This is a genomic window from Halomonas sp. B23F22_20 (assembly GCF_043496985.1).
GTDB lineage: Bacteria > Pseudomonadota > Gammaproteobacteria > Pseudomonadales > Halomonadaceae > Halomonas.
In genome coordinates this window covers 66,785-93,233 of record NZ_JBIEKH010000018.1, presented here as the reverse complement: position 1 = coordinate 93,233, position 26,449 = coordinate 66,785, and the positions used below count along the sequence as shown (strand labels likewise).

Sequence of the window (26,449 nt, the reverse complement as noted above, 5' to 3'; positions counted from 1 at the left end):
GGCGGCAAGCCGCCCGGCAACCGTTGCCGCCGCGGAAACCGAAACACCCCCATCAGCGTTGCCGATGGGGGTGTTTTCTTAAAGCTTACAGCTTACGGCTTCGCTACTCGCCCGGCTGCCAGCCGTTGACGATGGGATAGCGCCGGTCGCGTCCGAAGCCGCGACGGGTGACTCGCACGCCCACCGGCGCCTGGCGGCGCTTGTACTCGCAGCGATCGACCAGCCTTACCACCCTGTAGACGTCGTCGCGATCGAAGCCGGCATCGATGATCGCCTCGGCGCTCATGTCGCCCTCGATGTAACGCACCAGGATGGCATCCAGAGTGTCGTAGTCCGGCAGTGAATCGCTGTCCTGCTGGTCCGGGGCCAGCTCGGCAGAGGGCGGGCGTTCGATGACCCGTTCGGGAATCGCCGGCGATTGGGTATTGCGCCAGCGCGCCAGGCGATAGACCCAGGTCTTGTAGACATCCTTGATGGCGTTGTAGCCGCCCACCATGTCGCCGTAGAGGGTCGCGTAGCCGACCGCCATCTCGCTCTTGTTGCCGGTGGTGAGTACCATCAATCCCTTCTTGTTGGAGATGGCCATCAGCAGCACGCCACGGCAGCGCGACTGCAGGTTCTCTTCGGTGGTATCGCGCTCGGTGCCTTCGAAGGCCTTGGCGAGAGTGCCCATGAAGGCCTCGACCATCGGCTCGATCGGCATCACCTCGTATTCCACTCCGAGCGACTCGGCCTGGGCGGCGGCGTCCTGCTTCGAGATATCGGCGGTGTAGTGGTAAGGCATCATCACCGCATGCACGCGCTGTGGCCCCAGGGCATCCACCGCGATGGCCAGCGACAACGCCGAGTCGATACCGCCGGAAAGCCCCAGCACCACGCCCTGAAAGCCGCTCTTGTTGACGTAGTCCCGCAGCCCGGTGACCAGGGCGCAGTACAGATTTTCCTCGGGCGAGGCCTCTTCGTCGAGTTCACCGGACTGGGGCACCCAGCGGCCCTGCTCACGGACGAACTGCACCGGCATCAACCCAACCGCCCAGTGCGGCGCCTGGACTCGCAGCTGTCCGAGGCCATCGACGCAGGCCGAACCGCCGTCGAACACCAGCTCGTCCTGCCCGCCAATCTGGTTGACGTAAACGATCGGCAGCGACACCTCCCGGGCGCGCTGCTCGAGCAGCGCCAGGCGCTCGGCAGGCTTGTCCTGATGGAAGGGCGAGGCATTGAGGGTCACCAGGATCTCGGCGCCAGCGTCCCGCGCCCGCTGTACCGGGGCCTCGGCCCAGACGTCCTCGCAGATCAGGATGCCCAGCTTGGCGCCCTTGTGCTCGACGACCAACGGCTTGTGGCCGACGGCGAAATAGCGCTGCTCGTCGAACACTTCATAGTTGGGCAACGCCTGCTTGGCATACTCGTCAAGCCATTCACCGTTGTAGAGCACCCCGGCCAGGTTCCAGTTCTGCCCCTCTCGGCGCCCCGGATAGCCGACGATCACCATCACGTCTCGCGCCATCTTCTCGGCCATCCGCGCTCGGGCATGGCGCAGACGCGTCTCCATCGAAGGGCGCAGCAGCAGATCCTCAGGCGGATAACCGGTCAGGAACAGTTCGGGCAGCACCACGATGTCGGCACCATGCTCGATGCGCGCCTCGCGTACCGTTTCGATGGCTCGGTCGGTGTTGCCGGGAATATCCCCGACCAAGGGGTCCAACTGAGCCATCACCAGCGTCAGGTCTTGCATGGGCGTAGAAATCTCTCGAGAATCCTGTGATACCTGCATTGTCCCGCAAGGGCGGTCGAGTGGCAAAGGCGGCCGGCCCGCACCAGGGAGCCCATTAAGGATGAATCTCTTGCTGATCCGCCTGATCATCTTCGCCGTGCTGTTCTTCGCCGGCCTCAAGCTCTATCGCATGTATCGTGAGTGGAAGCTCGAACGGGAGGACACGACCCAGGCAGGCTCCCAAGGCGGGCAAATGGTCCGCTGCGCCTGGTGCCAGGTCCACCTTCCCGAAGACGATGCCCTTCGCGACAAGGGCCAATGGTTCTGCACGGCGGACCACCGTGACAAGTATCTGGAAGAGCGCAAGCACGGAGACTGAACGCCAAGCGGCCCAGCAGGATGGTGGCAGCGGCACCTCTCGGGCAGCCAGCCGGGGTTTCGTGGGAGCGCAGCTTGCTGCGCGAATGGCGCCACCCAGCGCCCGTCATACCCAACGTGCCTTGATACGACACGCACCACGCCTTCCCCTAGGTCAAACTCACCCGCCCTTCCAGACGATAAGGAGCCGGGTCCAGGATCGGCTCGCGCCCCAGCAGTTCGTCCACCAACAGATGCGTCGAGGCCGGTGCCAGCACCAGGCCATTACGATAATGGCCAGCATTCACGTATAGGCGCTCCATGCCGGGAACCGCGCCGATGAAGGGCACGCCGTCCGGCGAGCCGGGACGCAGCCCCGCCCAGTGATGCTCCACCTCGCACTCGGCCAGTGCCGGCACGATACGCGTCGCCGAAGCCCGGAGTGAATCGCGCGCGTCAACGGACGTCGTCTTGTCGAACCCCGCCTCCTCGAGGGTCGAACCGGCCAACACCCGACCGTCGGCGCGCGGAATCACATAGCGGCCATCCATCAGTATGACTCGGCTAACCAGCCCCGGCGGCGCCTTGAACAGGATCATCTGTCCTTTCACCGGACGCACCGGCAGCTCGACACCAACACGCTCGAGCAGCTCCGCGGCCCAGGCACCGCCGCAGACGATCACTCGATCGCCCTCGATAATACCCTCGGCGGTCTGTACGCCCGTCACCCGGCTTGCGGCGCGCCGAAAGCCCGTGACCTCGCAGCCTTCGCGGAGAGTGACGTGGGGCATGCCATCGAGACGACAGCGCAGCGCCCGAGCCAGGCGAGGGTTGCGAATGCTGCCCAGGGTCGGCATCCACAACGCCTCGTCACAGCCCGGCGCCGCCTCCGGCTCTTTGGCATAAAGAAAGTCGGCGGACACCCGTTCCAGCGGCTTGCCCACTTCGCGAGCCCAGGCCATGGCTCTCGCCTCGTCATCCACTCGCAGGTAAAGCAGCCCCTTCTGGCGATACTCCGGGTCTACCCCGGTTTCTTCAAACAACCGCAGCGCCAACTCGGGATAAAACCCCTCAGACCAGGTAGAAAGCCGCGAGATGGGCGCCGAGTAGCGCCAGGGGTACAGCGGAGATACGATACCGCCCCCCGCCCAGGAAGCCTCACGACCACACTGGCCGCGCTCGATCAGGGTTACCGAATGGCCGGCATCGGCCAGTTGCAGGGTCGTCATCATGCCGATGACGCCGCCGCCCACGACAAGAAAATCGCTCACGAAGCGTGTCCGAGTTGACTGACGGTGGGAATTCAGCGCCAGGCCGATAGTAGGAGATACCTCAGAGGAACGCGGGTGTCCCCCGGAGACAGGCATGGAGCCCGACGCCACCGAAGCCAGATACCTTACCGGCAAGCCACGCCCTGTGGCAAAGCACCGCTCTCTGGCAAGGCCCCGCAACAGCGGCTTCACCTTGGTCGAACTGCTGGTTACCGTGGCGGTGCTGCTGATTCTCGTCACCGTGGCCATTCCCGGCTACCAGCGATTCATCGCCCGCAATGAGGTTGCCGCCGAGGTGATGCGGCTGAAGACGGCCCTGGCCATGACACGCAGCGCCGCCATCACCCGTCGGCACACCGTTACCCTGTGTCCCAGCACGAACATGACCCAATGCCAGATCGACAACAACGCCGGCGGCAAAGCCTGGCTGGCGACACTGGCCATCTTCGATGGCCGGGGAGAACCCGGCGATGAGCTGATTCGGGCGTTCGGCGAGAGCGCCTTACCCGCCCTCACCTATCGCAACGATGACAGGCCGGTACGCTACGCGGCACTGGGGCATTCGTCGGGTTATAACGGCACCTTTCGTCTCTGTGGGCGGCATGACGAGGGGGCCAAGGTCATCGTCAATAACGTTGGCAGGGTGCGTGTCGATTCCGATCGGCCGGAGTGCTGACACAATGATGCAAGCGATGAGCGCATGGCGAAAATTGGCAGCGATGTTTCGGCAACCACCCCGTCATGCCATGCTTCACCGCCAAGAAAGAATTCTCTTGCCACCGCTCTCACTAGAGACGTTCACGTCGCCATCCAGATGGTGGTACATCATTCCGCCGTTTCTCCTGATAGTGCCATGTGCAACGATGGAGCCGTTCAGCACCGAGCTTCCATTCTGTCGGACATCGCCACCCGACAAAAACCACCCGTAGACCACACTAGCGCCATTAAACACGATATCTCCCTTGGCCAAGACAGCCGTACTGACGCCACTCTCTCCCGTGCTGACGGCACCGTTCTGGCTGACCTCTCCTTCCGCCAACAATATCGCGTTATGGAATCCACTCGAGGACATGGTCATATCCCCATCACAATAAAACACCTTGCCCTCCAGGTCTCCCGCATAGTCAAAGTTGCAAGAGTTCGCTTTCCCTCCTCTCCCTTCTTTAACATCCAGCGTCACGACGTCGTATTCCCCTTCCAGATAGGGAGCAAAATCCACCTCGGGTATACCGACCTCGACGCCATCGCCCTCATCGGTTACGGAAGCATCTTCATCCCACTGCACATAGGCACCATTGACAACAACCTTACCGTTGGCATGTGCACTGCCATCGAAAACCGAAGCGCCGTTTATTCTAACATCGTCACCAGCCAACAGTCCGTAGAGAGCAAAGACAGAGCCACCCCCAAAATCAACCCTAAGCACGGCGCTCCGAGCACTCAGCAGCTCCCCACCATCATCCACGACACCACCATAAGCGACCACATAGTCACCACTGGCATCTGAGACGAAGCGATAGAAGCACTCCACATTCCCCGAACAGGCATTATCGGCGCCGCCCAATGAGTCATCGAAGACACCGTCACCACTCAAGAAATCACTCCACTCCATGGCACTGATATCATCGACATCGTCTACTGTTTCTAAGTGGCTTTCTTCGTCAAAATTGTCAAGCCCTATGGCAGCGGCCCTTTCGGCGCCCATCTGCGCCTCAGTCGAAGCCTTATAGTTGCCAGCCAGCCTTTCATCCATCAGCGATGACTGCATACTGGATAGAGCAAGCATCAGCGATACGACCAGCACGGAAAGCACTACCAGTAGCGCGGCTCCCTGTTGCTTTTTCATAACATGCCCTACCCATCACACTGCTTTGGCTTGTACTTGTTCGCACCGTTATAGCAGGAATCGTCATACATGCGAGTACCATCCTGGTAGAAGCCCGGATCACCCTCATCAGGAGTACTCTCCGGCGCTTCTCCGCTGTTTCCGCTGTTTCCGCTGTTTCCGCTGTTTCCGCTGTTTCCGCTGTTTCCGCTGTTTCCGCTGTTTCCGCTGTTTCCAGCATCAGGTGAATCATTTTCCGCCGCCACATTGCTAACCGCTTGCGTGCGGTTAATGGCGACAAATGTCAGTGAGTCAGGCTCACCACCCTGCGCCGTAGGAATGAGCTCCAGAGTCACCGTCATGCCATAGTCGCCCTTAGGGGAAACTTGAAATCCATTATCGGTCAGGCCGCTCACTACCTCCTGGGCACCGGCTCCATCATCTTGATCGACTTTCAGGGAATAGCGGCCAGCCTCTCCACCGGCCTGCTCGCCGAGACTATAGGTGGTCTCCACCATACCCGAATCGCAACCATCGCCGTCGGGAAGGCTCAACACGAGCGTATCGGACTCGCCTTCGCCGTCGTCCGGCTCCGTCTCCTCCCAGCAGGCTCGCCTGATATCTCTTATCAGGGTATCGACGGCGAAGTTCACCGCCGCCTGTTTTTCGCCAAGGGTGTCCACTTGACGATGCGTCTTGAAGACGGACAGCAGCAGCTGGCCTGCTCCCAGGACGATGATCAGCCCCACCACCATGGCCACCATCAGCTCGACAAGCGAGAACCCGCTTTCACTCTTCACCAGTGTCTCCTGGGAGCATCACGGCATAGGTGAACTCGGGTGCACCTTCACCGGAAAAACGGCCTTCATCCCACGACACGGTAATATCATACTCACATGTATCTTCCAGACTGACAGGAACATGATTGAGCCCCGGAAGCAGACTCGACCACTGGTCGTCCCACGCTGCACCCTCTCCATTGACCGAGCCTGGGCCGGGGCACTTGAGCTCCTTATGAGCTGCCCAATGCGCTGCCATCTCGGCCCATAGTCGCTCCTGTGCATCCTGAGCTGCCAGGCTGGCGATGGAGCGCTGATAAGCGGCATGGGCGCCCTGCAATGACTTGAGCTGCATCGCGGCGACGCCCAGCAGGCCGATGGAAAGGACCAGCAACGCGACCAGCGCTTCGACCAGGGTGAAGCCTTGCTCCTGGCCAGTCCTGGCACTCATGATGACGCGCCTCGACCAACACGCCCCATCGCATTGACCTCAATCACCCGATCGCCAACGCTCGAATGTGTCAGGCTCAAACGACAGCCGGAAATACAGCTGGTGGCTTTGCCCAACGCATCGAATGTCACGGTAAAATCTTCATCATCCATTGACACCATGCCTTCATCAGCGCGACGGACGCGAATCGGCTTCTCCATTCCTGCCACCTTCACCTGATATTTCCAAGGGGCTGAGTTCGTCACATCGAATGTCACTCCCCGACGTCGCTTGATCGCCTCGCTGCGGGCAATATTCAGCCCGACGAGCACATCGTTATAGCTTGCCACCAAACGATTTTCGGCCATTATCCGCTGGAAGCTCGGTATTGAAGCGGATGCAAGAACAACCACTATGGCAACCGCCGCCAGCAGTTCAAGTAACGTGACCCCGCGATCCTTCATGCTCACCAACACGAATCGTCGGGGCCCCTCTCGCCCTGCCCATCGAGGGTGATGTCTCCGGGACAGCCATCGTCCCGACCGGTGTTCGCATTGATCACATAACCCGCTTCTCCATCTTCCGAGTAGCTGATCGTGTAAGCCCCATCGGGAGAGGTGCCTGTAATGGAACATCCAGCGTAGCTATATTGCTGGGTATAACAGCGCTCGAGTTCCCCGGCGGCGATATTCAGTCCAGCATGGGCATCCGCCCGCACTGAGCGCTCCACGTAGCGCGTGTAACTGGGATAGGCGACCGCCGCCAGGATGGCGATGATCGCGAGTACGATCATCAGTTCGATCAACGTGAAGCCGGCCATCCCGACCAGGGGGCGAGGCCTGCGGGTGTCGGCATGTTTCAGGAGGCTCATCAGGCTCACTCGGTAAATCCTCCGACTGAGTTACATCATGTTTCAGTATGTCCCAAGACCGAGGGTTCCGACAGGACAAATGAGTCTCCATCGGAGAGGCGAGGCCCATCGAGACCGCATCCTACGAAGACGCCGCCATCGCGGGGGCGATGGCGGCGTCAAGGAGGGCCAGCTGGCGAAGCAATCAGTCGCTGGCGATCACCCGCTCGCGCAGTTCGCGCGGCATGGAGAAGGTGATGGTCTCCTCGCGGCCGGCTAGCTCCTCGGGCACCTCGGCCCCCAGGGCCTGCAGTCGCTCGATCACGCCCTGCACCAGCACCTCGGGAGCGCTGGCACCGGCGGTCACACCGACGGCGTTCACGCCTTCGAGCCAGGCGGAGTCGATCTGCTCGGCGTTGTCGATCAGATAGGCCGTGGTGCCGACCCGCTCGGACAGTTCGCGCAGGCGGTTGGAGTTGGAGCTGTTGGTGCTACCCACCACCAGCAACAGATCACAGCCCGCGGCCAGCTCTCGCACCGCGTCCTGGCGATTCTGGGTCGCATAGCAGATATCGTCCTTGCGCGGCCCCTGGATCTCCGGGAACTTGTCGCGCAGGGCGTCGATCACCCGGGCGGTATCATCCATGGAGAGCGTGGTCTGGGTGACGAAGGCCAGCTGGCTCGGGTCCTGGACCTCGAGATTGGCCACATCGTCCTCGTCCTCGACCAGGTAGATGCGCCCGCCGTGGGAGGTGTCGTAGCGCCCCATGGTGCCCTCCACCTCGGGGTGGCCTTCATGGCCGATCAGGATGCACTCTTGGCCGCGCCGCGCATAGCGCAGCACTTCCATATGCACCTTGGTCACCAGCGGACAGGTGGCATCGAAGACCTTGAGCCCTCGCCGCTCGGCCTCCTCCTGCACGGCGCGGGAAACGCCATGGGCAGAAAAGATGACGATCACGTCGTCGGGCACCTCATCGAGCTCCTCGACGAACACCGCCCCGCGCTCGCGCAGGCTGTCGACCACGAAGCGGTTGTGCACGACTTCATGGCGCACGTAGATGGGCGGATCGAAGACATCGAGGGCCCGGTTGACGATCTCGATGGCCCGGTCGACGCCGGCGCAGAAGCCGCGGGGATTGGCCAGCTTGATTTGCATGATTTGCCTTGCCTTGATGCTGGGCATCGTTGCAATGGATGGGTCGAGGAATGCCGCTATCGCGCAGCAAGCTGCGCTCCCACGACACCCCGGCAGCCACGCCTCGCTCAGTGGGTGGTAGCCGGCTTCACGTCCAGCACCTCGACCTCGAAGGTCAGGGTACGCCCCGCCAGGGGATGATTGAAGTCCACTTCCACCCGTTCGTCGTCGATGCTCTTGATCACGCCGGGCAGCTCGCCGCCGGCCGGGTCGGCGAAGGACATCACCATGCCCACCTCGGGCTCGTCGGACTCGAAATCCTCGCGCTTGAGCACCTGGATGTTCTGGGGGTTGTGCTGGCCGAAGCCATGCTCGGGGGCGATCTCGAAGCTACCAGACTCGCCGGCGCCCATGCCCTTGAGCGGCTGCTCGAAGCCCGGTGGCAGGTTGCCGTCGCCGACCTGGAAGGTCGCCGGCGCCTTGTCGCGGGTGGAATCCACCTGGGTGCCGTCCTCCAGCTTGAGGGTGAAATGGAGGGTGACTTCCATGCCCTCGCCGATGCGCAGGCCTTGTGATTCGCTCATGGGTTCTCTCGAAGCTGTCGTGAAGGTCGCATGCCGCCTTGGAGGGCTGAACACGCATCGGGTTCCTCAGGACCGCCGCCGGGCCCGGCGGCGCTCGCCCACGGTCGACTCCCAGATCAGCCCGATGGCGCCCAGGGTGATGCCGATGTCCGCGACGTTGAAGGCCGGGTAGTACCAGCCGGCGGCGTGGAAGGAGAGGAAATCCACCACATAGCCGTGCACTAGGCGGTCGTAAAGGTTGCCCAGCGCCCCACCGATGATCAACGCCAGTGACACCGCCAGCAGGGTCTCGCCGGCCCGCAGGCGACGCATCCACACCGTCAGGCCGATGCTCGCCGCCACCGCGATGGCGGCGAACAGCCAGCGCTGCCAGCCCGGATGTTCGGCCAGGAAGCTGAAGGCCGCGCCGGTATTGTGCAGCAGCGTCAGGTTGAAGAACGGCAGCACTTCGACCGGCCGAGCATAGTCGAGCATCCCGGAAGCCAGGGCCTTGGTGCCGAGGTCCAGGACGATCCAGACCACGGCGAGCCATAGCCAGCGCAGCGGCTTGTGCATGGGCGCCGCCTGGGCGCCCTTGTGGATATCGGGCATGCTGCCCACCTCACGCATAGTGACGAGTCTCGCCGGGGCCGTCCGGCAGATTGCTTACGCAGCGGCCGCAGAGGTCCTCATGGCCCTCGTGGGACCCTACGTCCTCGCGATGGTGCCAGCAGCGCTCGCACTTGGCATGCTCGCTGGCCGCCACCGCGACCTTGAGGCCCTCGAGCTCGGTGGCCTCGGCACCCTCGCCCTGGGCCAGCGGCTTGAGCGTCACCTCACTGGTCAACATCACGAAGCGCAGCTCGTCGCCCAGCTTGTCGAGGGTCGCCCGCAGGGCGTCGTCGACGTAGAGGGTGACCTCGGCGGCCAGGCTGCCCTTGATGGTCTTGGCGTTGCGGGCGTCTTCCAGGCACTTGTTGACGGCCTGCTTGATCTCCAGCACACGCTCCCAGAACTCGCGGCCCATCTCGGCATCGTCGGCCAGGGTGTCGAGCCCGGTGTAGTACTCCTCGAGCAGCACGCTCTCGCCGCGCTTGCCGGGGATGTGCTCGTAGATCTCCTCGGCGGTGAAGCTGAGAATCGGCGCGACCCAGCGCACCAGCGCCTGGACGACGTGATAGAGCGCGGTCTGGGCGCTGCGCCGGGCCACCGAGTCGGCCTGGGTGGTGTACTGGCGATCCTTGATCACGTCCAGATAGAAGCCGCCGAGCTCGCGGGCGCAGAAGCCATGCACCTGCTGGTAGACGTCAAGGAAGCGGTACTCCTCATAGGCCTTCTGGATGCGTGCCTGCAGCTGGGCGGCGCGGTCCACTACCCACTGGTCCAGGGCCAGCATCTCGTGGAAGGCCAGGCCATCGCGCTCGGACTCGAAGCCGTTGAGGTTGGCCAGCAGGAAGCGCGAGGTGTTGCGGATCCGCCGATAGACGTCGGCGGTGCGCTTCAAGATCTCGTCGGAGACCGCCATCTCGCCGGAGTAGTCGGTGGAGGCGACCCACAGGCGCAGGATGTCGGCACCGAGCTTGTCCATCACCGCCTGGGGCGCCACCACGTTGCCCAGCGACTTGGACTGCTTGCGGCCCTTCTCGTCCACGGTGAAGCCGTGGGTCAGCAGCTGCCTGTAGGGCGCGTGGCCGTCGATGGCGGCACCGGTCAGCAGCGAGGAGTGGAACCAGCCGCGGTGCTGGTCCGAGCCTTCCAGGTAAAGATCGGCGATCGGCCCCTCGGTGTGGCCGTGGGGGTGCGAGCCGCGCAGCACGTGGCGATGCGTGGTACCGGAGTCGAACCACACGTCCAGGGTGTCGGTGACCTTGTCGTAGTCGGCGGCCTCCGCGCCCAGCAGCTCGGCGGGGTCGAGGCGGAACCAGGCGTCGATGCCCTCGCGTTCGACGCGGCCGGCAACCTCTTCCATCAGTTCGACGGTGCGCGGGTGCAGCTCGCCGGTGGCCTTGTGCAGGAAGAACGGGATCGGCACGCCCCAGTTGCGCTGGCGCGAGATGCACCAGTCCGGGCGGTTGGCGATCATCGCATGCAGGCGCGCCTTGCCCCAGGCCGGGGTGAAGGCGGTGGACTCGATGCCCTCCAGCGCCCGCTCGCGCAGGCTGCGGCCGTCCTTGCCGACCACGTCCATGCCCACGAACCACTGGGCGGTGGCCCGATAGATCACCGGCGTCTTGTGGCGCCAGCAGTGCATGTAGCTGTGCTTGATGGTCCTGTGGGCCATCAGCGCGCCGACATCGCTGAGCTTGGCGACGATATGCGGGTTGGCCTTCCAGATCAGCTGGCCGCCGAAGAACGGCAGGTCGTCGACGTAGACGCCGTCGCCCTTGACCACGCTGATGAAGTCACTGAAGTCCATGCCGTAGCGGCGGCAGGACTCGAAGTCGTCCACGCCGTGCACCGGGGCCGAATGGACGATGCCGGTGCTGCCCTCGTCGATGGCCACATAGTCGGCCAGGTAGATCGGCGCGCGGCGCTCGTAGAAGGGATGATCGAACTCGATCAGCTCCAGACGCTCGCCGGTGGCAGTGGCGATGATATCGCCCTCCAGCTCGAAGCGCTCGAGGCAGGACTCCACCAGTTCCTCGGCCAGCAGCAGCAGGCGCTCCCCGGTATCGACCAGCGCGTAGGTGAACTCGGGATGGACGTTGAGCGCCTGGTTGGCGGGAATGGTCCAGGGGGTAGTGGTCCAGATCACCACCGCGGCCGGCTTGTCCAGCGCCTCAAGGCCGAAGGCTGCGGCCAGCTTGTCGTCCTGGGCGCAGGGGAAGGCCACGTCGATGGCATCCGACTGCTTGTCGGCGTACTCCACCTCGGCCTCGGCCAGCGCCGAGCCACAGTCGAAGCACCAGTTGACCGGCTTCAGCCCCTTGAACACGTAGCCGCCCTCGACCATCTCGGCCAGGGCACGGATCTCGCCGGCCTCGTTGGCGAAGTCCATGGAGCGGTAGGGGTTGTCCCAGTCGCCGATCACGCCCAGGCGGATGAAGCCCTGACGCTGATCCTCGATCTGCTCGGCGGCATACTCGCGGCACAGCGCACGAGCCTGTTCGGGCTCGAGGTGCTTGCCGTGGGTGGTCTCGACTTTGTGCTCGATGGGCAGGCCGTGACAGTCCCAACCGGGCACGTAGGGTGCGTCGAAGCCGGCCAGGTTCTTCGACTTGACGATGATGTCCTTGAGGATCTTGTTGAGCGCATGCCCCAGGTGAATGCTGCCGTTGGCGTAGGGAGGGCCGTCGTGGAGCACGAAGAGTTCCCTGCCCTGGCGCTCCGTGCGCAGGCGATGGTAGAGGTCCAGTTCCTGCCACTGGGCCACCCGGGCGGGCTCGCGCTTGGGCAGCATGCCGCGCATCGGGAAGTCGGTTTCTGGCAGATTCAGAGTGTGCTTATAGTCGCTCATATCCTGGGGGTCAGCCGTCGTCGTGGTCGGCGGGCCGGCCCGCCGAGGAATCGAAAGTCACGGCCTCGCGCGCCAAAGGCGCCGATGCCAGAGGAAGAGGGTCGTCCGCCGCGGCGAAGAAACGCCGGGCGCGCGCCTGGTCGAGACCGATCTGCGTCTTGAGGGCGTCCAGGCCGTCGAATTTCATCTCGCCGCGCAGCTTGGCGCAGGGCACCACGCTCAGTGTCTGGCCGTAGAGGTCGCCGTCGAAATCGAACAGATGCACTTCGAGCACCGGCCGATGGCTGCCGACAGTGGGGCGCCAGCCGACATTGGCCACGCCCTCGAGGCACTGGCCGTTAGGCAGCTCGGCGATCACTGCATAGACGCCCTGCAGGGCCAGCGAGCTGGCCGGCTGCGGCAAGTTGGCGGTAGGCACGCCAATGGTTCGGCCGAGCTGGCGGTCGCGCACCACCCGGCCGCCGAACCGATAGGGCCGGCCCAGCAGGCGAGCGGCCTGGGCAAAATTCCCGCAGGCCAGCAGGGTGCGCACCCGGGAGCTGGAGACCCGCTCGCCGTCGAGCAGGAAGGTACGCGTGTGCTCCACGCCGAAGCCCTGCTCGCCGCCGACCATTTCCAGCAGCGCGAAGTCACCGCGGCGATCGCAGCCGAAGCGGAAGTCGTCGCCCACCACCAGGTGGCGCACGCCGAGGCCGTCGACCAGCACCCGCTCGATGAAGGCGCGCGCGGTCAGGGAGCGCAGCGTCTCATTGAACGGCAGGCAGAGCACCCTGTCGGCACCGTGGGCGGCCAGCAGATCGACCTTGTCACGCAGCCGCGTCAGACGCGGCGGCGCCTGATCACCGGCGAAGAACTCACGCGGTTGGGGCTCGAAGACCACCACCGTGACCGGCAGGCCCAGCGCCCGGGCCCGCTCGCGCAGCTGATCGAGGATCGCCTGATGACCGCGGTGCACGCCATCGAAGTTGCCGATGGTTGCCACGCAGCCCCGGTGCTCATCGCGCAGGTTGTGCAGTCCTCGTATCACTTGCATGGGCGTCTTCGCGCTGTGAATGAAAGGCAACGATTATAACGAACCGGCGGCCCCTTGACAGCCGGCGCGGCTTGGTCATCGGCGTGCGGCATGGCCATCAGCTGTTCATCCGGAAGTGGCGCGGCCGCACCCCGAGGACCGCCAGCCAGGCGAAATAGATCGACGCCCCGGCCACTACCAGCCCCGCCAGCCAACCGACACGCATCGCCAGCGACCAGTCGAGCCAGGCGTGCCACTCCGGGGTCAGCCAGACCAGGCCCACCCCCATCAGCGTGCAACCGCCGAGTAGCTGCACGGCATAACGGCCCCAGCCCGGCTGGAAGTGCAGCACCCCCTGGCGGCGCAGCAGATACCCCAGCAGGCCGGCGTTGAGGAAGGCCGAGAGCGCCGTAGCCAGCGCCAGGCCGGCGTGGGCCAGCGGCCAGATCAGGATCAGGTTGAGCACCATGTTGGCGACCATCGCCACGATCCCTACCTTGACCGGTGTCTTGGTGTCCTGGCGAGCGAAGAAACCCGGCGCCAGTACCTTGATCAGCATGAAGGCCACCAGGCCAAGCGCATAGGCCCTGAGACTCATGGCGGCCATGACGATATCGTGATCGGTCATCGCGCCGTAGTGGAACAGCGTGATCAGCAGCGGTTCGGCGAGCACCGCCAGCGCCAGCGCCGCCGGCAGACCGAGCAGCAGTACGGCGCGGATCGCCCAATCGAGCATGCGGGCGAAATGCTCGCCGGACTGCTCGGCATGGCGTTTGGAGAGCGCCGGCAGGATCACCGTGCCGATGGCGATGCCGAACACCCCTAGCGGCAGCTCCACCAGACGATCGGAATAGTACAGCCAGGAGACGCTACCGGCGGCCAGTAACGAGGCCAGCACCGTGTCCAGCAGCAGGTTGACCTGGGACACCGATACCCCGAACAGCGCCGGCGCCATCAGTTTGAGGATGCGTCGCACGCCCTCATGGGCGAAGCGTGGCCACGGTTTGGGCATCAGGCCCAGGCGCGCCAGGAAGGGCACCTGGAAGAGCAACTGGGCGGCGCCGGCAATCAGCACGCCCCAGGCCAGTGCCAGGGCCGGCTCGCTGACCAGCGGCGTCAGGCCGAGCGCGGCGCCGATCAACGCCAGGTTGAGCAGTACCGGGGTAAAGGCCGGCACGGCGAAGCGGTTCCAGGTATTGAGCACGCTGCCGGCGAAGGCGGTCAGCGAGATCAGCAGCAGGTAGGGAAACGTCAGCCGCAGCATGTCGGCGGTGAGCGCCAGCTTGGCCGGGTCGCGGCCGAAGCCCGGGGCGAACACCCACACCAGCCAAGGGGCGGCCAGCATGGCCAGCGCCGTCAGCAGCAGCAGCACGGCGGCGAGGCTGCCGGCCACCGCATCGAGCAGCTCGCGCACCTCCTCGCGGGTCCGCTGCGTCGCATACTCCGAGAGCACCGGCACGAAGGCCTGGTTGAAAGCCCCCTCGGCGAACAGCCGGCGCAGGAAGTTGGGCACCTTGAAGGCAACGAAAAAAGCATCCGCGCCCTGCCCCGCACCAAACAGTGCAGCGATCACCACGTCGCGAGCCAGGCCCAGCACCCGGGAGAGCATGGTCATGGCGCTGACCACCAGCCCCGAGCGCAGCAGCCCACCGCCCTTGGGCGCCGGAGGGGAATCGGTGGCGGGCTGAGGATTGGTATCGGTCACGTGGCGCTCCCTTGCCGGGCAAAGTCATACCGGAAAGCATCGGACACAAAAAAACCGGCCGGAGCCGGTTTTTCGTTGGCATGCCCGCATCCGCGGGCCACCAGAGGCGTCCGGCGTGCTTACGCGGCCAGGGCCTTGATACGCTTGTTCAGGCGGCTCTTGAGACGTGCGGCCTTCTTCTTGGACAGCACGTCCTTGTCGGCGATGCGGTCGATGACCGGCTGGGCCGCCTTGAAGGCATCCATGGCTTGGGCGTGGTCGCCGCCATTGATGGCCTTGATGACGTTCTTGACGTAGGTGCGAACCATGCTGCGCTGGCTCGCCTTCAGAACACGACGGCCTTCTGCCTGACGGGCGCGCTTGCGGGCTTGCTTGCTGTTAGCCACTGACTGTCTCCTTGGAGAAAGTTGTCACCGCCTGCTGGGGCGGTTTTGATAACGTTTTGATCCAACAGGGAAATCCAGGATTCCCCATCGGCTTGGCCATCTGGCCGACCGCGCATTGCGGCGCAGTCGCTACGGGCCGTGTCTGAGAGGATGGCGCATCCTATCATATGGCGGCACCGCCTGCCAGCCTTGTCAAGGCTGAACACCCCGCCACGCCTGACTCAGAGCACCACCAGATTGTCGCGGTGAATAAGCTCCGGCGCTTCCATGTAGCCGAGGATCGCTTCGATGCGGTGGCTCGGTTGGCCGAGCAGGCGCCTCGCCTCATCGGCACCGTAGTTGACCAACCCCTTGGCGACCCGCTGTCCGGCCTCGTCGACGCACAGCACCATATCGCCGCGCACGAAATCGCCGGACAGCGCCTTGACGCCCACCGGCAGCAGACTGGAGCCGCTGCCGCGCAGCACCTTCACCGCCCCCGCGTCGAGGGTCAGGGTGCCGCGCACCTGGAGCTGACCGGCCAGCCAGCGCTTGCGCGCCGCAATAGGGGCCCGCTCGGGCGTAAGTAGAGTCCCCAGACGCTCGCCGTCGACCAGCCGAGTGAGCACCTCGGGCTGACGTCCGCTGGCGATCACGGTGATCGCGCCCGAGCGGGCCGCCAGGCGAGCGGCACGCACCTTGGTGGTCATGCCGCCGCGCCCCAGGGCACCGCCGCCGCCGGCCACTGCTGCCAAGCGCGGATCATCGGCCCGGCCCTCGGCGATCAGACGGGCGCTTGCGTCATGGCGAGGGTCGGCGTCGAACAGCCCCTCCTGGTCGGTAAGGATGACCAAGGCATCGGCCTCGAGCAGATTGGCCACCAGGGCACCCAGGGTGTCGTTGTCGCCGAAGCGGATCTCGTCGGTCACGACGGTATCGTTCTCGTTGACCACCGGCACCACTCGCAGGTCGACCAGGGTCCGCAGCGCCGAGCGGGCGTTGAGATAGCGCTTGCGATTGGACAGATCGTCGTGGGTCAGCAGCACCTGGGCGGTGGTCAGTCCGTGGCGCGCGAAGTGCCCCTCGTAGCACTCGGTGAGGCCGTTCTGCCCTACCGCGGCAGCGGCCTGCAAGGCATGCACGGCCGAGGGCCTGGCCTGCCAACCCAGGCGCACCATGCCCGCGGCCACCGCGCCGGACGAGACCAGCACCACTTCGATGCCGCGCCTGTGTAAAGCGGCGATCTGATCGACCCAGCCCCCGATGGAGGCCTCATCGAGACCGCGACCATCGTTGGTCAGCAGGGCACTGCCGATCTTCACCACCACCCGCCGCATGCCTTTCAGGGCCTCGCGGCCGGGCACCTGCTCGTTACTCTCCATCCGTTCCTCGGCTCGAGCCTTTGCAGATCAGTGCTCGCGAACCGCGCGAGCGCCGCCAGTTCCTCTCCCGTCAGGGGGCGTATTCGACCTCGACATCATAATCATCGTCGTCGAAGTCGTCGTCATCCTCGTCATCACGCCTGCGCTTGCGGCCCAGCCGCGCCTCGGTACGGGCAACGGCCTCGTCCTCCATGCGCCGGCGCATCTCGCGCTCGTGCTCGGCAACCTCCTCATCCTCGTGCTCCAGCCGGCGCTGCTCGGTGATCCAGCGATGGGCGGCCTGCACCAGCGCATCGGTGCCGTCGCCGCTGATCGCCGAGACGCGGAAAACCGGCCCCCCCCAGCCCAGGCGGCGCACGATCTCGTCGGCCACCGCCTCGCGCTCCTCGGCCGGCAGCAGGTCGAGCTTGTTGAGCACCAGCCAGCGCGGCAGCTCGGCCAGGGTCGGCGAGAACTCGCCGAGCTCGTGGGCGATGGCCTCGGCGGACGCCACCGGATCGGACTCGTCGAAGGGCGCCACGTCGACCACGTGGAACAGCAGCCGGGTGCGAGTCAGGTGCTTGAGAAAGCGCAGCCCCAGGCCCGCGCCGTCCGAGGCGCCTTCGATCAGCCCGGGGATGTCGGCCATCACGAAGTGCTCATGCTGGCCGAGCTTCACTACGCCGAGGTTCGGCACCAGGGTGGTAAAGGGATAGTTGGCCACCTTGGGCTTGGCCGCGGACACCGAGCGGATCAGCGTCGACTTGCCGGCATTGGGCAGCCCCAGCAGGCCGACGTCGGCCATCACCTTCATCTCCAGGCGCAGGTTGCGCCGCTCGCCCTCGGTGCCCGGCGTGGTACGCCGCGGCGCACGATTGGTGGACGACTTGAAGTGGATGTTACCGAGCCCGCGACGACCGCCCTGGGCCACCGTCACCACCTGACCGATCTCGGTGACGTCGGCGATCACCTCCAGGGTGTCCTCGTCGATCACCGTGGTCCCCACCGGAACCTTGACGTGCAGGTCTTCGCCGGCGCGCCCGCTCATCTGCCGACCCTGCCCGGGCTGACCGTTCTGGGCCTTGTAGAAGCGCTGGTACTTGAAGTCGATGAGGGTGTTGAGGGCATCGTCACCGATCAGGTGGACGCTGCCACCATGCCCCCCATCGCCCCCGTCGGGGCCACCCTTGGGCACGTACTTCTCGCGGCGGAAGCTCAGGCAACCGTTGCCGCCCTTGCCGGCCTCCACGATGATCGAGGCTTCGTCGACGAACTGCATCTGTCATTCTCCCGGCGGTGCATACCGCCATGATACAAGAAGGCCCCGCCATGGCGGGGCCTTCTCGCTACAGGTTCGGGCGGTCTCAGGCGGAGACGATGCTCACGAACTTGCGATTCTTCGGACCCTTGGTCTCGAACTTGACCACGCCTTCGTCCAGGGCGAACAGGGTGTGGTCCTTGCCGATGCCCACACCGGTGCCGGCGTGGAACTTGGTGCCGCGCTGACGGACGATGATGTTGCCCGGGGTCACTGCCTGACCGCCGAACAGCTTCACGCCGAGGCGCTTGGATTCGGAATCGCGGCCGTTACGCGTGGAGCCCGCTGCCTTCTTATGAGCCATTGCAAATACCTCGCTCGTTCAGGGGAACTGTCGCTTACGCGGAGATCCCGGTGATCTTGACTTCGGTGAACCACTGACGGTGGCCCTGACGCTTCATGCTGTGCTTGCGGCGACGGAACTTGATGATCCGCACCTTCTCGCCGCGGCCATGGGCGACGACTTCGGCGGATACCTTGGCACCGTCGACGGTCGGAGCGCCGACCTTGACGTCGTCGTCGCTGCCTACCAGCAGGACTTCATCGAACTCGATGCTGTCGCCGGTCGGCACTTCCAGCTTCTCGAGCTTGAGAGTCTGGCCTTCCTGAACGCGGTACTGCTTGCCACCGCTCTTGATAACTGCGTACATGCTTGTCTCTCCGGTACTCATCGGGGTTGGCTCTTCATCGACCTGCTTCGAGTGGCGCCCCTTCCGGCAACCATCTGACAGGGAGCGAGATGAGTGGGCCGCGGATTATAACCGCGCGCGCCGGGAACTACAACCGGCCCACACGCCTCATCGCCCTACTTTGGGCGAGCGCTGTATCACGGGCCGCGCGTGCCTTGACGCCCCAAGGGGGGCCCCATAGCATGGCCGACAATCCCAGGCCGGCCAGGGCATCGAGAACCGGATGCCGCATGCCGCCCCCACCACTTCGCCGATGCCACCTTCATGCCAGCCAACCCTTCGTCGCCACAGCTCGACAACGCCGTTCCGAATTCGCCCATCCACGCCGTCGTCGCCGAGGACTTCGCCGCCGTCAACCGCACCATCCTGGCGCAGTTGGCCTCGCGGGTGCCACTGGTGGAGACCATCGGGCAATACATCATCGAAAGCGGTGGCAAGCGCCTGCGGCCGTTGCTGGTGCTGCTGGCCGCTCGCTCACTGGGCTACGAAGGCGAGCGCCACGTCACCCTGGCCACCCTGATCGAGTTCATGCACACCTCGACCCTGCTCCACGACGACGTGGTCGACGAGTCTCACATGCGGCGCGGCAAGGCCACGGCCAACGACGCCTGGGGCAATGCCCCCTCGGTGCTGGTCGGCGACTTCCTCTATTCGCGCTCCTTTCAGATGATGGTCGACGTGGGCTCCATGCGGATCATGGAAGTACTGTCCGCCGCCACCTGCACCATCGCCGAAGGCGAGGTCCAGCAGCTCACCAACGTCGGCAACCCCGACGTGGACGAGGCCGCCTACTTCGAGACCATCCAGGGCAAGACCGCCATGCTGTTCGAGGCGGCCTCCCACAGCGGCGCCATCCTCGCCGACGCCACCCCGGAGCAGGAGGCCGCCCTGCGCGACTACGGCCGCTACCTGGGCCTGGCCTTCCAGCTGGTCGACGACCTGCTCGACTACCAGGGCGACGCCGAGGCCATGGGCAAGAACGTCGGCGACGATCTGGCCGAGGGCAAGCCGACCCTGCCGCTGATCCAGGCCATGGCCGCCGGCACCCCCGAGCAGGCCAAGGCCATTCGCCAGGCCATTCGCCAGGGCGGCCTGGAACGCCTCGACGAAGTGCTGGCTATCGTCGACGAGACAGGTGCGCTGGAGTACACCCGCGCCAAGGCCGAGGAGATGTCCGCCAAGGCCCTGGCCCAGTTGGATGCCCTCCCCGAATCACAGTACCGCGACAGCATGGCCGCACTGGCCCGCCTGGCGGTGGAGCGTCGCAACTGATTTCAGCACTGGATGGGCCGAGGGGCTTGCGTCCGACGTTCGATTACGTATAATGCCCATCCGTCGCCGCACAGACGACGACATCGGAGTATAGCTCAGCTTGGTAGAGCGCTGCCTTCGGGAGGCAGAGGTCGTAGGTTCGAATCCTGCTACTCCGACCACAGAATTCCGTAAAAACGGCCACTTAGCTCATAGAGCGGTGGCCGTTTTTGGTTGGTGACTCAGCCCCTTCCTTCACCCTCGCGTCACCTTCACCGCCGTCCCAGTGGCCACCAGAAACAGCATCGACTTGCCGCCGCCGGAAATCTCGCTGTAGTCGAGGTCGACGCCAATCACCGCGTTGGCACCGAGTGCCTCCGCCTCGCGGCGCAGCTCGTCAAGGCAGGCGATGCGGGCATCGCGCAGGGCGTCCTGGGAAGACTTGTTGCGGCCGCCGAAGAAGTCGCGCAGCCCCGAAAACATGTCCTTGAACACGTTCATGCCGAACACGCATTCGGCCGAGACGATGTCGAGATGCTCGGTGACGCGGTAGCCCTCGAGGTGCGAGGAGGTGGTCAAAAGCAGGCGGTCGGACATGGACGTTCCCTCTGGTCGGCGATGGCGTCGGCCGGCGCATGCGCCGGCAAGACCCTCAAGATAAGCGCCTCTTCGCGCCCCGCGCAACGCCTGACGCTACACGCTCTCAGGCATCGCGCCTGATGCGCAGGCCGTGCCGGCGAAGCTTGCGCACCACGCTGGGCTGGCTGATGCCGAGCCGATCGGCAAGCGCATAGGTAGAAGGCAGCTCCGCGCACAGCTCGGCCAGGATGGCCCTCTCGGTGCGCGCCAGCGCCGCCTTGAGCGATTCCCCCTCCTCCAGCCCCATGGATGCCTCGCCGCGGGACGCAGCCTGCTGCTGCGACGAGATCATCGGCCCCGGGCGGGATCCCGCCGGCTCTGGATCACCGCGAATGACATCGTCCCCGGCAGAGAGCCAGGCCCGCTCCAGCCAGTTCTCCAGCTCGCGAACGTTGCCCGGCCAGTCGCGGCCCATCAGCTCCTGCCAGACGTCGCGCCCCATCAGCTTGTCGCGGCCGTAGCGGGCATTGAGGCGCTTGAGCTGGCGCTCGACCAAGCCGGGAATGTCCTCGCGGCGCTCGCGAAGCGGCGGCAGGGTGACGGGAATGACGTTGAGCCGGTAATAGAGGTCGAGCCGGAAGCGCCCCTCCTCGACGCCGCGGGCCAGGTCCTGGTTGGTGGCCACCACCAGGCGAAAGTCGACGCGGCGAGGCCGGGTATCGCCCAGCCGGGTCACGCTGCCATCCTGGATGACCTTGAGCAGCTTGGTCTGCATCGCCAGCGGCAGCTCGCCGATCTCGTCGAGGAACAGGGTGCCGCCCTCGGCCTGCTCCAGCAGCCCCGCCTTGCCACCCGGCGCCGCACCGCTGAAGGCGCCGTGCCGATAGCCGAACATCTCCGACTCGAACAGGCTCTCCGGGATGGCGCCGCAGTTGACATCGATGAAGGGGCCCTCGCGACGAGCGCTCCAGCGGTGCAGCTGGCGGGCGAAGGCGGTCTTGCCGACGCCCGACTCGCCGAGCATCAGCACCGTGGCATCGGTCGGCGCCACGCGCTTGAGTAGCATGGCCACCTCACGCATCACCTCGCTGCGCACCTCCAGCTCGCCCAGCTCGGCCTCGAGGCCGACCTCCTCGGCGCCGCCGCCACGCCTCAGGTGCTCGCTGAAGCGTCGTTGCAGCAGCGCATATTCCTCCTGCAGCAGCTGCAGGTCGGTCAGGTCCATGGAGCGGCTGACCACCGCCGCCAGTCGACCGGCCTGGAACACCGGATGCGCCTGGGCGACCACCCGTCGCCCCGTACCGGTCACCTGCATCAGCTGGGCAGGCCGTCCGGTGCGCATGACCTCCAGGCTGATCGACGGTTTGAGCACCCCCTGAGCCTCCAGGGCCTGCACGGTGGTGCGACACAGGTCTTCCCGGGACATGCCGTAGACCGCCGCCGCCGCGGGGCTGACGTCGCGCACCCGGCCGTCGGCGTCGACCACGAAGAAGTGATCGTGGGCGGTCTCGATGATGGTCTGCAGGATACGGCTGTCGAGCTCGCTCATGGGGCCTCGTGTCGATGCACAATTGAATCACGATTCATTATCGTATCACTCGACGCCTCCCGATGATTCAACAATGCATCGATTGAGAAAAAAGATTCGCCATATCAAAGCATTAAAATTGGCACGCTTTATGCTTCTACAGCAGCAGGACAATCCATAACGCGGAGCAGAAGATGAGCGACTTCAACCAGCCCCTCGGCGGCAACGAAATGCCGCGCTTCGGCGGACCAGCCACCATGATGCGCCTGCCCACCCAGGACAGCGCCGCGGGCCTCGATGCCGCCTTCATCGGCGTGCCCATGGACATCGGCACCTCAAACCGCCCCGGCACCCGGCTGGGCCCGCGCCAGATCCGCGACGAGTCGCGCATGCTGCGCCCCTACAACATGGCCACCCGCGCCGCGCCCTTCGACAGCCTGCAGGTGGCCGACATCGGCGACGTGCCGATCAACACCTTCAACCTGCCCAAGAATCTCGACATCATCACCGATTTCTACGACGAGGTGTTGTCCCACGGCTGCGTGCCGCTGACGCTGGGTGGCGATCACACCCTGACCTGGCCGCTGCTGCGCGCCATCGCCAAGAAGCACGGCCCGGTCGGGGTGATCCACGTCGACGCCCATGCCGACGTCAACGAGCACATGTTCGGCGAGGAAGTCGCCCACGGCTGCCCCTTCCGTCGCGCCCAGGAAGAGGGGCTGCTGGACAGCAAGCGAGTGGTGCAGATCGGCCTGCGCGGCACCGGCTATGCCGCCGACGACTTCGATTGGTGCCGCGAGCAGGGCTTCCGCGTGGTCACCGCCGAGGAGTGCTGGTACAAGTCGCTCGAGCCGCTGATGGCCGAAGTGCGCGAGCAGATGGGCGACGGCCCGGTGTACATCTCCTTCGATATCGACGGCCTCGACCCCTCTGTCGCTCCCGGCACCGGCACCGTCGAGATGGGCGGCCTCACCGCCCAGCAGGGCCTTGAGATCGTGCGCGGCGCGGCCGGCCTCAACGTGGTCGGTGGCGACCTGGTCGAAGTCTCCCCGCCCTATGACACCAGCGGCAACACCGCACTGATGGGCGCCACCCTGCTCTACGAGATGCTGTGCGTGCTGCCCGGGGTCAAGCGTCGCGACTGACCGCCGCCCGCTCGGCCCGGCGGCACCGGGCCACACCCATTACAAGACCAACAGGGAAATCCCATGGCTGATTCCTTCGAAACGACCCTCGCCAACCGCGCCGCGCCCTTGAGCCGCAGCGGTCTGCTGAAGTTCCTGATCCCCTCGCTGCTCGGCGTCGGCCTGTTCCTGGTGCCCTTCTCGACCGGCGACACCATCAACATCGGCATGGGCTTGATGGCCGACGGCCTCAAGGCGGCCCTCGGCGACGCCCTGCCGACCATCGCCACGGTGGTGCTGTGCCTTTCCGTCGTGCTGACGCTCACGGTCAAGCTCACCCGCCCGGCCTGGGCTCGCCAGGGCGCCCTGCACGAGCTGTTCGACGTGGCGCCGCTGTGGTTGGTGATGCGCGTCCTCGGCGCGGCATTCGCGCTGATGACCTACTTCCAGGTCGGCCCCGAGATGGTCACCGCCTCCTTCACCGGCGGGGTGATGCTCAACGATCTCGCCCCAGTGCTGCTGACCTTCTTCTTCTTCGCCGCCATCCTGCTGCCCTTCCTGGTCGACTTCGGCTTCATGGAGTTCATCGGCAGCCTGGTGCGCACGCCCTTCCGCAAGATCTTCGGCCTACCCGGGCGCAGCGCCATCGACGCCACCGCCTCCTGGATGGGCTCCGGCACCGTGGGCGTGCTGATCACCACCCAGCAGTACGAACAGGGCTACTACAACTGCCGCGAGGCCTCGGCCATCGCCACCAACTTCTCCATCGTCTCCATCGCCTTCGCGCTGCTGGTGACCAGCTTCATCGGCATCAACCACCTCTTCATCCCCTTCTACCTGACCGTGGTCGTGGCCGGCCTGGTCGCCGCCGTCATCGTGCCGCGCCTTCCTCCGCTGTCGCGCAAGTCCAACGCCTACTATGAACCGGCGGGCTGCCGCATCCAGGAAGAAAACACCGGCGACCAGAACCTGCTGCGCTACAGCCTGGGTATCGCTGTGGCCCGCGCCGAGACCGCTCCCGGCCCGCTCAAGCTGGCCCGGCTGGCGCTGTTCAACGTCGCCGACATCTTCCTGGGGCTGCTGCCGCTGGTGATCGCCATCGGCACCGTGGCGCTGATGCTCGCCGAGTTCACGCCGCTATTCACCTGGCTCTCCGCGCCCATGGTGCCGGTGCTGGAGTGGATGCGAATCCCCGAGGCCGAGGCCGCCGCCCCCGCGACCCTGGTGGGCTTCGCCGACATGTTCCTGCCGGCGGTGCTGGCCAGCGACATCGAGAGCGAGCTGACCCGCTTCGTGATCGCCTGCCTGTCGCTGACCCAACTGATCTACATGTCCGAGATCGGCGCCCTGCTGCTGAAGTCGAAGATTCCGCTCAAGCTGTGGGAGCTGGCGGCTATCTTCCTGCTGCGCACCGCCATCACCCTGCCGATCATCGTGGTCATGGGCCACTGGCTGGTCGGCTGAGGCGATGCCCATGAATCCCGAGAGCCTGAATCCTGAGAGGGAAACGTCCATGACCTGTGCCGAACTGCTGATCCGCCTGCTTCGCGATACTTATGGCGTGGATACCGTGTTCGGGATCCCCGGTGTGCATACCGTCGAGCTCTACCGCGGGCTGAGCGGTAAAAAGAACGGCGGCATCCGCCACGTCACCCCGCGCCACGAGCAGGGCGCCGGCTTCATGGCCGACGGCTACGCCCGGGCCACCGGCAAGCCCGGGGTATGCTTCATCATCTCCGGGCCCGGCATGACCAATATCGCCACCGCCATGGGCCAGGCGCTGGCCGACTCGGTGCCGATGCTGGTGATCTCCAGCGTCAATCGCCGCGACACCCTGGGGCGCGGGCAGGGCCGGCTGCATGAACTGCCCAGCCAGCAGCAGCTGATCGCCGGGGTCGCCCGCTTCAGCCACACCTTGCTCGACCCCGAGAGCCTGCCCGAAACGCTGGCTCGGGCCTTCGCGGTATTCGAGGGCGCGCGACCGGGGCCTGTGCATCTCGAGATTCCCATCGACCTGTTCGACGCCCCGGTCACGCCGCCACGCGCTTGGCAGCGCCGCCGGCTCTCCCCGGCCGCTCCATCACCGGCCGCCATCGAAGAAGCCGCCGGCTGGCTGGCGGGCGCCTCGCATCCGCTGGTGCTGCTCGGCGGCGGCTGCGTGGACGCCCCCGAGGCCGCCCGCTCGCTGGCCGAGGCCCTCGATGCCCCGGTGGTCACCACCATCAACGCCAAGGGCCTGCTGGGCCGCGACCATCCGCTGGACCTGGGCGCCAACGCCTCATTGCCCGCGGTGCGCGAGCTGGCCCGGAAAGCCGACGTGGTGCTGGCCATCGGCACCGAGCTCGGCGAGACCGACTACGACGTGGTGTTCGACGACGGCTTCACTCTCGGGGGACGCCTGATTCGCATCGACGTCGACCCTCAGCAGCTGGCTCGCAACCACGACGCCGACCTGGCCCTGGTGGCCGAAGCTGGCCTGGCTCTGGAGGCCCTGGCAGCACACTTCTCCGGCACCCATCGCGCCCGGGGCGGCGCCGCCCGAGCCCAGGCAACGCGGGAGGCCCTGGCTCTCGCCCGGGATCCTGCCTTCGCGACCTATGTGCCGCTGTTCGACACCCTGCGCGAGGTCCTGCCCGAGGCGATCCTGGTCGGCGACTCCTGCGCCACCACCTACGCCGCCAACCACCTGGTCGCCCAGCCGGCGCCACGGCGCTTCTTCAACGCCTCCACCGGCTACGGCACCCTCGGCTACGGCCTGCCGGCCGCCATGGGCGCGAGTCTTGCCCGGCCCGACCTGCCGGTGGTGGCACTGGTCGGCGACGGCGGCGTGATGTTCACCCTGCCGGAGCTGGCCTGTGCGGTGGAGGAACGCCTGCCGATGGTGATCCTGCTGTGGCACAACCAAGGCTATGAGGAGATCCGCCGCTTCATGGACGACGCCGGGGTCACCCGCCTCGGGGTCGACATCCAGGCGCCGGACTTCCTGACCGTGGCCCACGGCTTCGGCTGCCTCGCCACACGCGTCGCCACCCCCGCCGAGCTGGCCCACACCCTGGCCACCCGGCCCAGCGACGGCCCCCTGCTGATCGAGGTCGACGCCGCGGCCTGGGCCGCCGCCGTCGCCCCCGCCTGA

The 26,449-nt window shown here is 65.6% G+C and carries 26 protein-coding genes and 1 tRNA gene; 7 read left to right on the top strand and 20 right to left on the bottom strand.

Annotation, left to right across the window (positions count from 1 at the left end; all coding sequences use genetic code 11):
- Positions 1–103: 103 nt before the first annotated feature.
- Positions 104–1,735, bottom strand: coding sequence for an NAD+ synthase (locus ACGTN6_RS15515; RefSeq protein ID WP_394593220.1), 1,632 nt, complete (start codon positions 1,733–1,735; stop codon positions 104–106).
- A gap of 100 nt (positions 1,736–1,835) precedes the next feature.
- Here ACGTN6_RS15515 and ACGTN6_RS15510 point away from each other — a divergent pair, with 100 nt between their 5' ends.
- Positions 1,836–2,093, top strand: a complete 258-nt coding sequence (locus ACGTN6_RS15510) for a PP0621 family protein (protein ID WP_394593217.1) — start codon at positions 1,836–1,838, stop codon at positions 2,091–2,093.
- 148 nt (positions 2,094–2,241) lie between these two features.
- Here the strand turns inward: ACGTN6_RS15510 and thiO are convergent, their stop codons facing one another.
- Positions 2,242–3,342, bottom strand: a complete 1,101-nt coding sequence (gene thiO, locus ACGTN6_RS15505; RefSeq protein ID WP_394593214.1) for a glycine oxidase ThiO — start codon at positions 3,340–3,342, stop codon at positions 2,242–2,244.
- A gap of 94 nt (positions 3,343–3,436) precedes the next feature.
- Here thiO and ACGTN6_RS15500 point away from each other — a divergent pair, with 94 nt between their 5' ends.
- Complete coding sequence (locus ACGTN6_RS15500) at positions 3,437–4,018, top strand: GspH/FimT family pseudopilin (protein WP_394593211.1); 582 nt, start codon at positions 3,437–3,439, stop codon at positions 4,016–4,018.
- 75 nt (positions 4,019–4,093) lie between these two features.
- On the opposite strand, the gene ACGTN6_RS15495 is transcribed toward ACGTN6_RS15500, so the two are convergent.
- The 16 genes from ACGTN6_RS15495 to rplU form a co-directional block, all read right to left on the bottom strand.
- The gene (locus tag ACGTN6_RS15495; protein WP_394593209.1) at positions 4,094–5,188 is read right to left on the bottom strand and encodes a PilX N-terminal domain-containing pilus assembly protein; all 1,095 of its coding nucleotides are present in this window, start codon (positions 5,186–5,188) and stop codon (positions 4,094–4,096) included.
- Positions 5,189–5,196: 8 nt separating this feature from the next.
- Positions 5,197–5,967: a PilW family protein gene (locus ACGTN6_RS15490; RefSeq protein WP_394593207.1), complete on the bottom strand. Its 771-nt coding sequence runs from the start codon at positions 5,965–5,967 to the stop codon at positions 5,197–5,199.
- Positions 5,957–6,397 (bottom strand): type IV pilus modification protein PilV, encoded by a 441-nt coding sequence (gene pilV / locus ACGTN6_RS15485; RefSeq protein WP_394593204.1) that lies wholly within the window; start codon positions 6,395–6,397, stop codon positions 5,957–5,959. Before pilV ends, ACGTN6_RS15490 begins: the two co-directional genes overlap by 11 nt.
- Positions 6,394–6,840 carry a GspH/FimT family pseudopilin gene (locus tag ACGTN6_RS15480; protein WP_394593246.1) on the bottom strand — a complete coding sequence of 149 codons (447 nt, stop codon included), beginning with the start codon at positions 6,838–6,840 and terminating at the stop codon, positions 6,394–6,396. The genes pilV and ACGTN6_RS15480 overlap by 4 nt, the downstream gene beginning before the upstream one ends.
- A gap of 2 nt (positions 6,841–6,842) precedes the next feature.
- Complete coding sequence (locus ACGTN6_RS15475; RefSeq protein ID WP_394593243.1) at positions 6,843–7,247, bottom strand: type IV pilin protein; 405 nt, start codon at positions 7,245–7,247, stop codon at positions 6,843–6,845.
- Positions 7,248–7,431: 184 nt separating this feature from the next.
- A complete protein-coding gene (gene ispH / locus ACGTN6_RS15470) occupies positions 7,432–8,385 on the bottom strand; it encodes a 4-hydroxy-3-methylbut-2-enyl diphosphate reductase (RefSeq protein WP_394593201.1) in 954 nt (317 codons plus the stop codon).
- 107 nt (positions 8,386–8,492) lie between these two features.
- Entirely contained in the window at positions 8,493–8,948 is a 456-nt protein-coding gene (gene fkpB / locus ACGTN6_RS15465) for an FKBP-type peptidyl-prolyl cis-trans isomerase (RefSeq protein ID WP_394593198.1), read from the bottom strand.
- A 66-nt stretch (positions 8,949–9,014) separates the two neighbouring features.
- Positions 9,015–9,539, bottom strand: coding sequence for a signal peptidase II (gene lspA / locus ACGTN6_RS15460; protein ID WP_394593196.1), 525 nt, complete (start codon positions 9,537–9,539; stop codon positions 9,015–9,017).
- Positions 9,540–9,549: 10 nt separating this feature from the next.
- Complete coding sequence (gene ileS, locus ACGTN6_RS15455) at positions 9,550–12,384, bottom strand: isoleucine--tRNA ligase (protein WP_394593194.1); 2,835 nt, start codon at positions 12,382–12,384, stop codon at positions 9,550–9,552.
- A gap of 10 nt (positions 12,385–12,394) precedes the next feature.
- Positions 12,395–13,417, bottom strand: a complete 1,023-nt coding sequence (ribF, locus tag ACGTN6_RS15450; RefSeq protein ID WP_394593192.1) for a bifunctional riboflavin kinase/FAD synthetase — start codon at positions 13,415–13,417, stop codon at positions 12,395–12,397.
- A 97-nt stretch (positions 13,418–13,514) separates the two neighbouring features.
- The gene (gene murJ / locus ACGTN6_RS15445; protein WP_394593190.1) at positions 13,515–15,101 is read right to left on the bottom strand and encodes a murein biosynthesis integral membrane protein MurJ; all 1,587 of its coding nucleotides are present in this window, start codon (positions 15,099–15,101) and stop codon (positions 13,515–13,517) included.
- Between the two features lie 119 nt (positions 15,102–15,220).
- On the bottom strand, positions 15,221–15,487 hold the full coding sequence (gene rpsT, locus ACGTN6_RS15440) for a 30S ribosomal protein S20 (RefSeq protein ID WP_035592830.1): 267 nt from the start codon (positions 15,485–15,487) through the stop codon (positions 15,221–15,223).
- Between the two features lie 221 nt (positions 15,488–15,708).
- Positions 15,709–16,848, bottom strand: a complete 1,140-nt coding sequence (gene proB, locus ACGTN6_RS15435; RefSeq protein ID WP_394593186.1) for a glutamate 5-kinase — start codon at positions 16,846–16,848, stop codon at positions 15,709–15,711.
- Positions 16,849–16,918: 70 nt separating this feature from the next.
- Positions 16,919–18,106, bottom strand: coding sequence for an Obg family GTPase CgtA (gene cgtA, locus ACGTN6_RS15430; RefSeq protein ID WP_394593182.1), 1,188 nt, complete (start codon positions 18,104–18,106; stop codon positions 16,919–16,921).
- 85 nt (positions 18,107–18,191) lie between these two features.
- Entirely contained in the window at positions 18,192–18,449 is a 258-nt protein-coding gene (rpmA, locus tag ACGTN6_RS15425) for a 50S ribosomal protein L27 (RefSeq protein ID WP_075879593.1), read from the bottom strand.
- A gap of 34 nt (positions 18,450–18,483) precedes the next feature.
- On the bottom strand, positions 18,484–18,795 hold the full coding sequence (gene rplU, locus ACGTN6_RS15420) for a 50S ribosomal protein L21 (RefSeq protein WP_394593178.1): 312 nt from the start codon (positions 18,793–18,795) through the stop codon (positions 18,484–18,486).
- Positions 18,796–19,098: 303 nt separating this feature from the next.
- Here rplU and ispB point away from each other — a divergent pair, with 303 nt between their 5' ends.
- The gene (ispB, locus tag ACGTN6_RS15415; protein ID WP_394593175.1) at positions 19,099–20,106 is read left to right on the top strand and encodes an octaprenyl diphosphate synthase; all 1,008 of its coding nucleotides are present in this window, start codon (positions 19,099–19,101) and stop codon (positions 20,104–20,106) included.
- An 84-nt stretch (positions 20,107–20,190) separates the two neighbouring features.
- Positions 20,191–20,267, top strand: a tRNA-Pro gene (locus ACGTN6_RS15410).
- Positions 20,268–20,340: 73 nt separating this feature from the next.
- Here the strand turns inward: ACGTN6_RS15410 and ACGTN6_RS15405 are convergent.
- Both ACGTN6_RS15405 and ACGTN6_RS15400 read right to left on the bottom strand, forming a co-directional pair.
- On the bottom strand, positions 20,341–20,682 hold the full coding sequence (locus ACGTN6_RS15405; protein WP_394593173.1) for a YbjQ family protein: 342 nt from the start codon (positions 20,680–20,682) through the stop codon (positions 20,341–20,343).
- 106 nt (positions 20,683–20,788) lie between these two features.
- Complete coding sequence (locus ACGTN6_RS15400; protein WP_394593170.1) at positions 20,789–22,213, bottom strand: sigma-54 interaction domain-containing protein; 1,425 nt, start codon at positions 22,211–22,213, stop codon at positions 20,789–20,791.
- A 173-nt stretch (positions 22,214–22,386) separates the two neighbouring features.
- Here ACGTN6_RS15400 and speB point away from each other — a divergent pair, with 173 nt between their 5' ends.
- The 3 genes from speB (at position 22,387) to ACGTN6_RS15385 (ending at position 26,449) form a co-directional block, all read left to right on the top strand.
- The gene (gene speB, locus ACGTN6_RS15395) at positions 22,387–23,337 is read left to right on the top strand and encodes an agmatinase (protein ID WP_394593167.1); all 951 of its coding nucleotides are present in this window, start codon (positions 22,387–22,389) and stop codon (positions 23,335–23,337) included.
- Between the two features lie 63 nt (positions 23,338–23,400).
- The gene (locus tag ACGTN6_RS15390; RefSeq protein ID WP_394593165.1) at positions 23,401–24,780 is read left to right on the top strand and encodes a YjiH family protein; all 1,380 of its coding nucleotides are present in this window, start codon (positions 23,401–23,403) and stop codon (positions 24,778–24,780) included.
- Positions 24,781–24,829: 49 nt separating this feature from the next.
- Positions 24,830–26,449 carry a 5-guanidino-2-oxopentanoate decarboxylase gene (locus ACGTN6_RS15385; protein ID WP_394593162.1) on the top strand — a complete coding sequence of 540 codons (1,620 nt, stop codon included), beginning with the start codon at positions 24,830–24,832 and terminating at the stop codon, positions 26,447–26,449.

What these genes read in the sequence shown, in the direction of transcription:
- cgtA (WP_394593182.1), bottom strand. Translation starts at nt 18,106, where the DNA reads ATGCAGTTCGTCGACGAAGCCTCGATCATCGTGGAGGCCGGCAAGGGC.
- ACGTN6_RS15405 (WP_394593173.1), bottom strand. Translation starts at nt 20,682, where the DNA reads ATGTCCGACCGCCTGCTTTTGACCACCTCCTCGCACCTCGAGGGCTAC.
- ACGTN6_RS15515 (WP_394593220.1), bottom strand. Translation starts at nt 1,735, where the DNA reads ATGCAAGACCTGACGCTGGTGATGGCTCAGTTGGACCCCTTGGTCGGG.
- ACGTN6_RS15390 (WP_394593165.1), top strand. Translation starts at nt 23,401, where the DNA reads ATGGCTGATTCCTTCGAAACGACCCTCGCCAACCGCGCCGCGCCCTTG.
- ACGTN6_RS15500 (WP_394593211.1), top strand. Translation starts at nt 3,437, where the DNA reads ATGGAGCCCGACGCCACCGAAGCCAGATACCTTACCGGCAAGCCACGC.
- ACGTN6_RS15495 (WP_394593209.1), bottom strand. Translation starts at nt 5,188, where the DNA reads ATGAAAAAGCAACAGGGAGCCGCGCTACTGGTAGTGCTTTCCGTGCTG.
- ACGTN6_RS15400 (WP_394593170.1), bottom strand. Translation starts at nt 22,213, where the DNA reads ATGAGCGAGCTCGACAGCCGTATCCTGCAGACCATCATCGAGACCGCC.
- ispB (WP_394593175.1), top strand. Translation starts at nt 19,099, where the DNA reads ATGCCAGCCAACCCTTCGTCGCCACAGCTCGACAACGCCGTTCCGAAT.
- ribF (WP_394593192.1), bottom strand. Translation starts at nt 13,417, where the DNA reads ATGCAAGTGATACGAGGACTGCACAACCTGCGCGATGAGCACCGGGGC.
- rpmA (WP_075879593.1), bottom strand. Translation starts at nt 18,449, where the DNA reads ATGGCTCATAAGAAGGCAGCGGGCTCCACGCGTAACGGCCGCGATTCC.
- ispH (WP_394593201.1), bottom strand. Translation starts at nt 8,385, where the DNA reads ATGCAAATCAAGCTGGCCAATCCCCGCGGCTTCTGCGCCGGCGTCGAC.
- ACGTN6_RS15510 (WP_394593217.1), top strand. Translation starts at nt 1,836, where the DNA reads ATGAATCTCTTGCTGATCCGCCTGATCATCTTCGCCGTGCTGTTCTTC.
- pilV (WP_394593204.1), bottom strand. Translation starts at nt 6,397, where the DNA reads ATGAGTGCCAGGACTGGCCAGGAGCAAGGCTTCACCCTGGTCGAAGCG.
- fkpB (WP_394593198.1), bottom strand. Translation starts at nt 8,948, where the DNA reads ATGAGCGAATCACAAGGCCTGCGCATCGGCGAGGGCATGGAAGTCACC.
- ACGTN6_RS15480 (WP_394593246.1), bottom strand. Translation starts at nt 6,840, where the DNA reads ATGAAGGATCGCGGGGTCACGTTACTTGAACTGCTGGCGGCGGTTGCC.
- ileS (WP_394593194.1), bottom strand. Translation starts at nt 12,384, where the DNA reads ATGAGCGACTATAAGCACACTCTGAATCTGCCAGAAACCGACTTCCCG.
- lspA (WP_394593196.1), bottom strand. Translation starts at nt 9,539, where the DNA reads ATGCCCGATATCCACAAGGGCGCCCAGGCGGCGCCCATGCACAAGCCG.
- ACGTN6_RS15385 (WP_394593162.1), top strand. Translation starts at nt 24,830, where the DNA reads ATGACCTGTGCCGAACTGCTGATCCGCCTGCTTCGCGATACTTATGGC.
- rplU (WP_394593178.1), bottom strand. Translation starts at nt 18,795, where the DNA reads ATGTACGCAGTTATCAAGAGCGGTGGCAAGCAGTACCGCGTTCAGGAA.
- speB (WP_394593167.1), top strand. Translation starts at nt 22,387, where the DNA reads ATGAGCGACTTCAACCAGCCCCTCGGCGGCAACGAAATGCCGCGCTTC.
- proB (WP_394593186.1), bottom strand. Translation starts at nt 16,848, where the DNA reads ATGGAGAGTAACGAGCAGGTGCCCGGCCGCGAGGCCCTGAAAGGCATG.
- ACGTN6_RS15475 (WP_394593243.1), bottom strand. Translation starts at nt 7,247, where the DNA reads ATGAGCCTCCTGAAACATGCCGACACCCGCAGGCCTCGCCCCCTGGTC.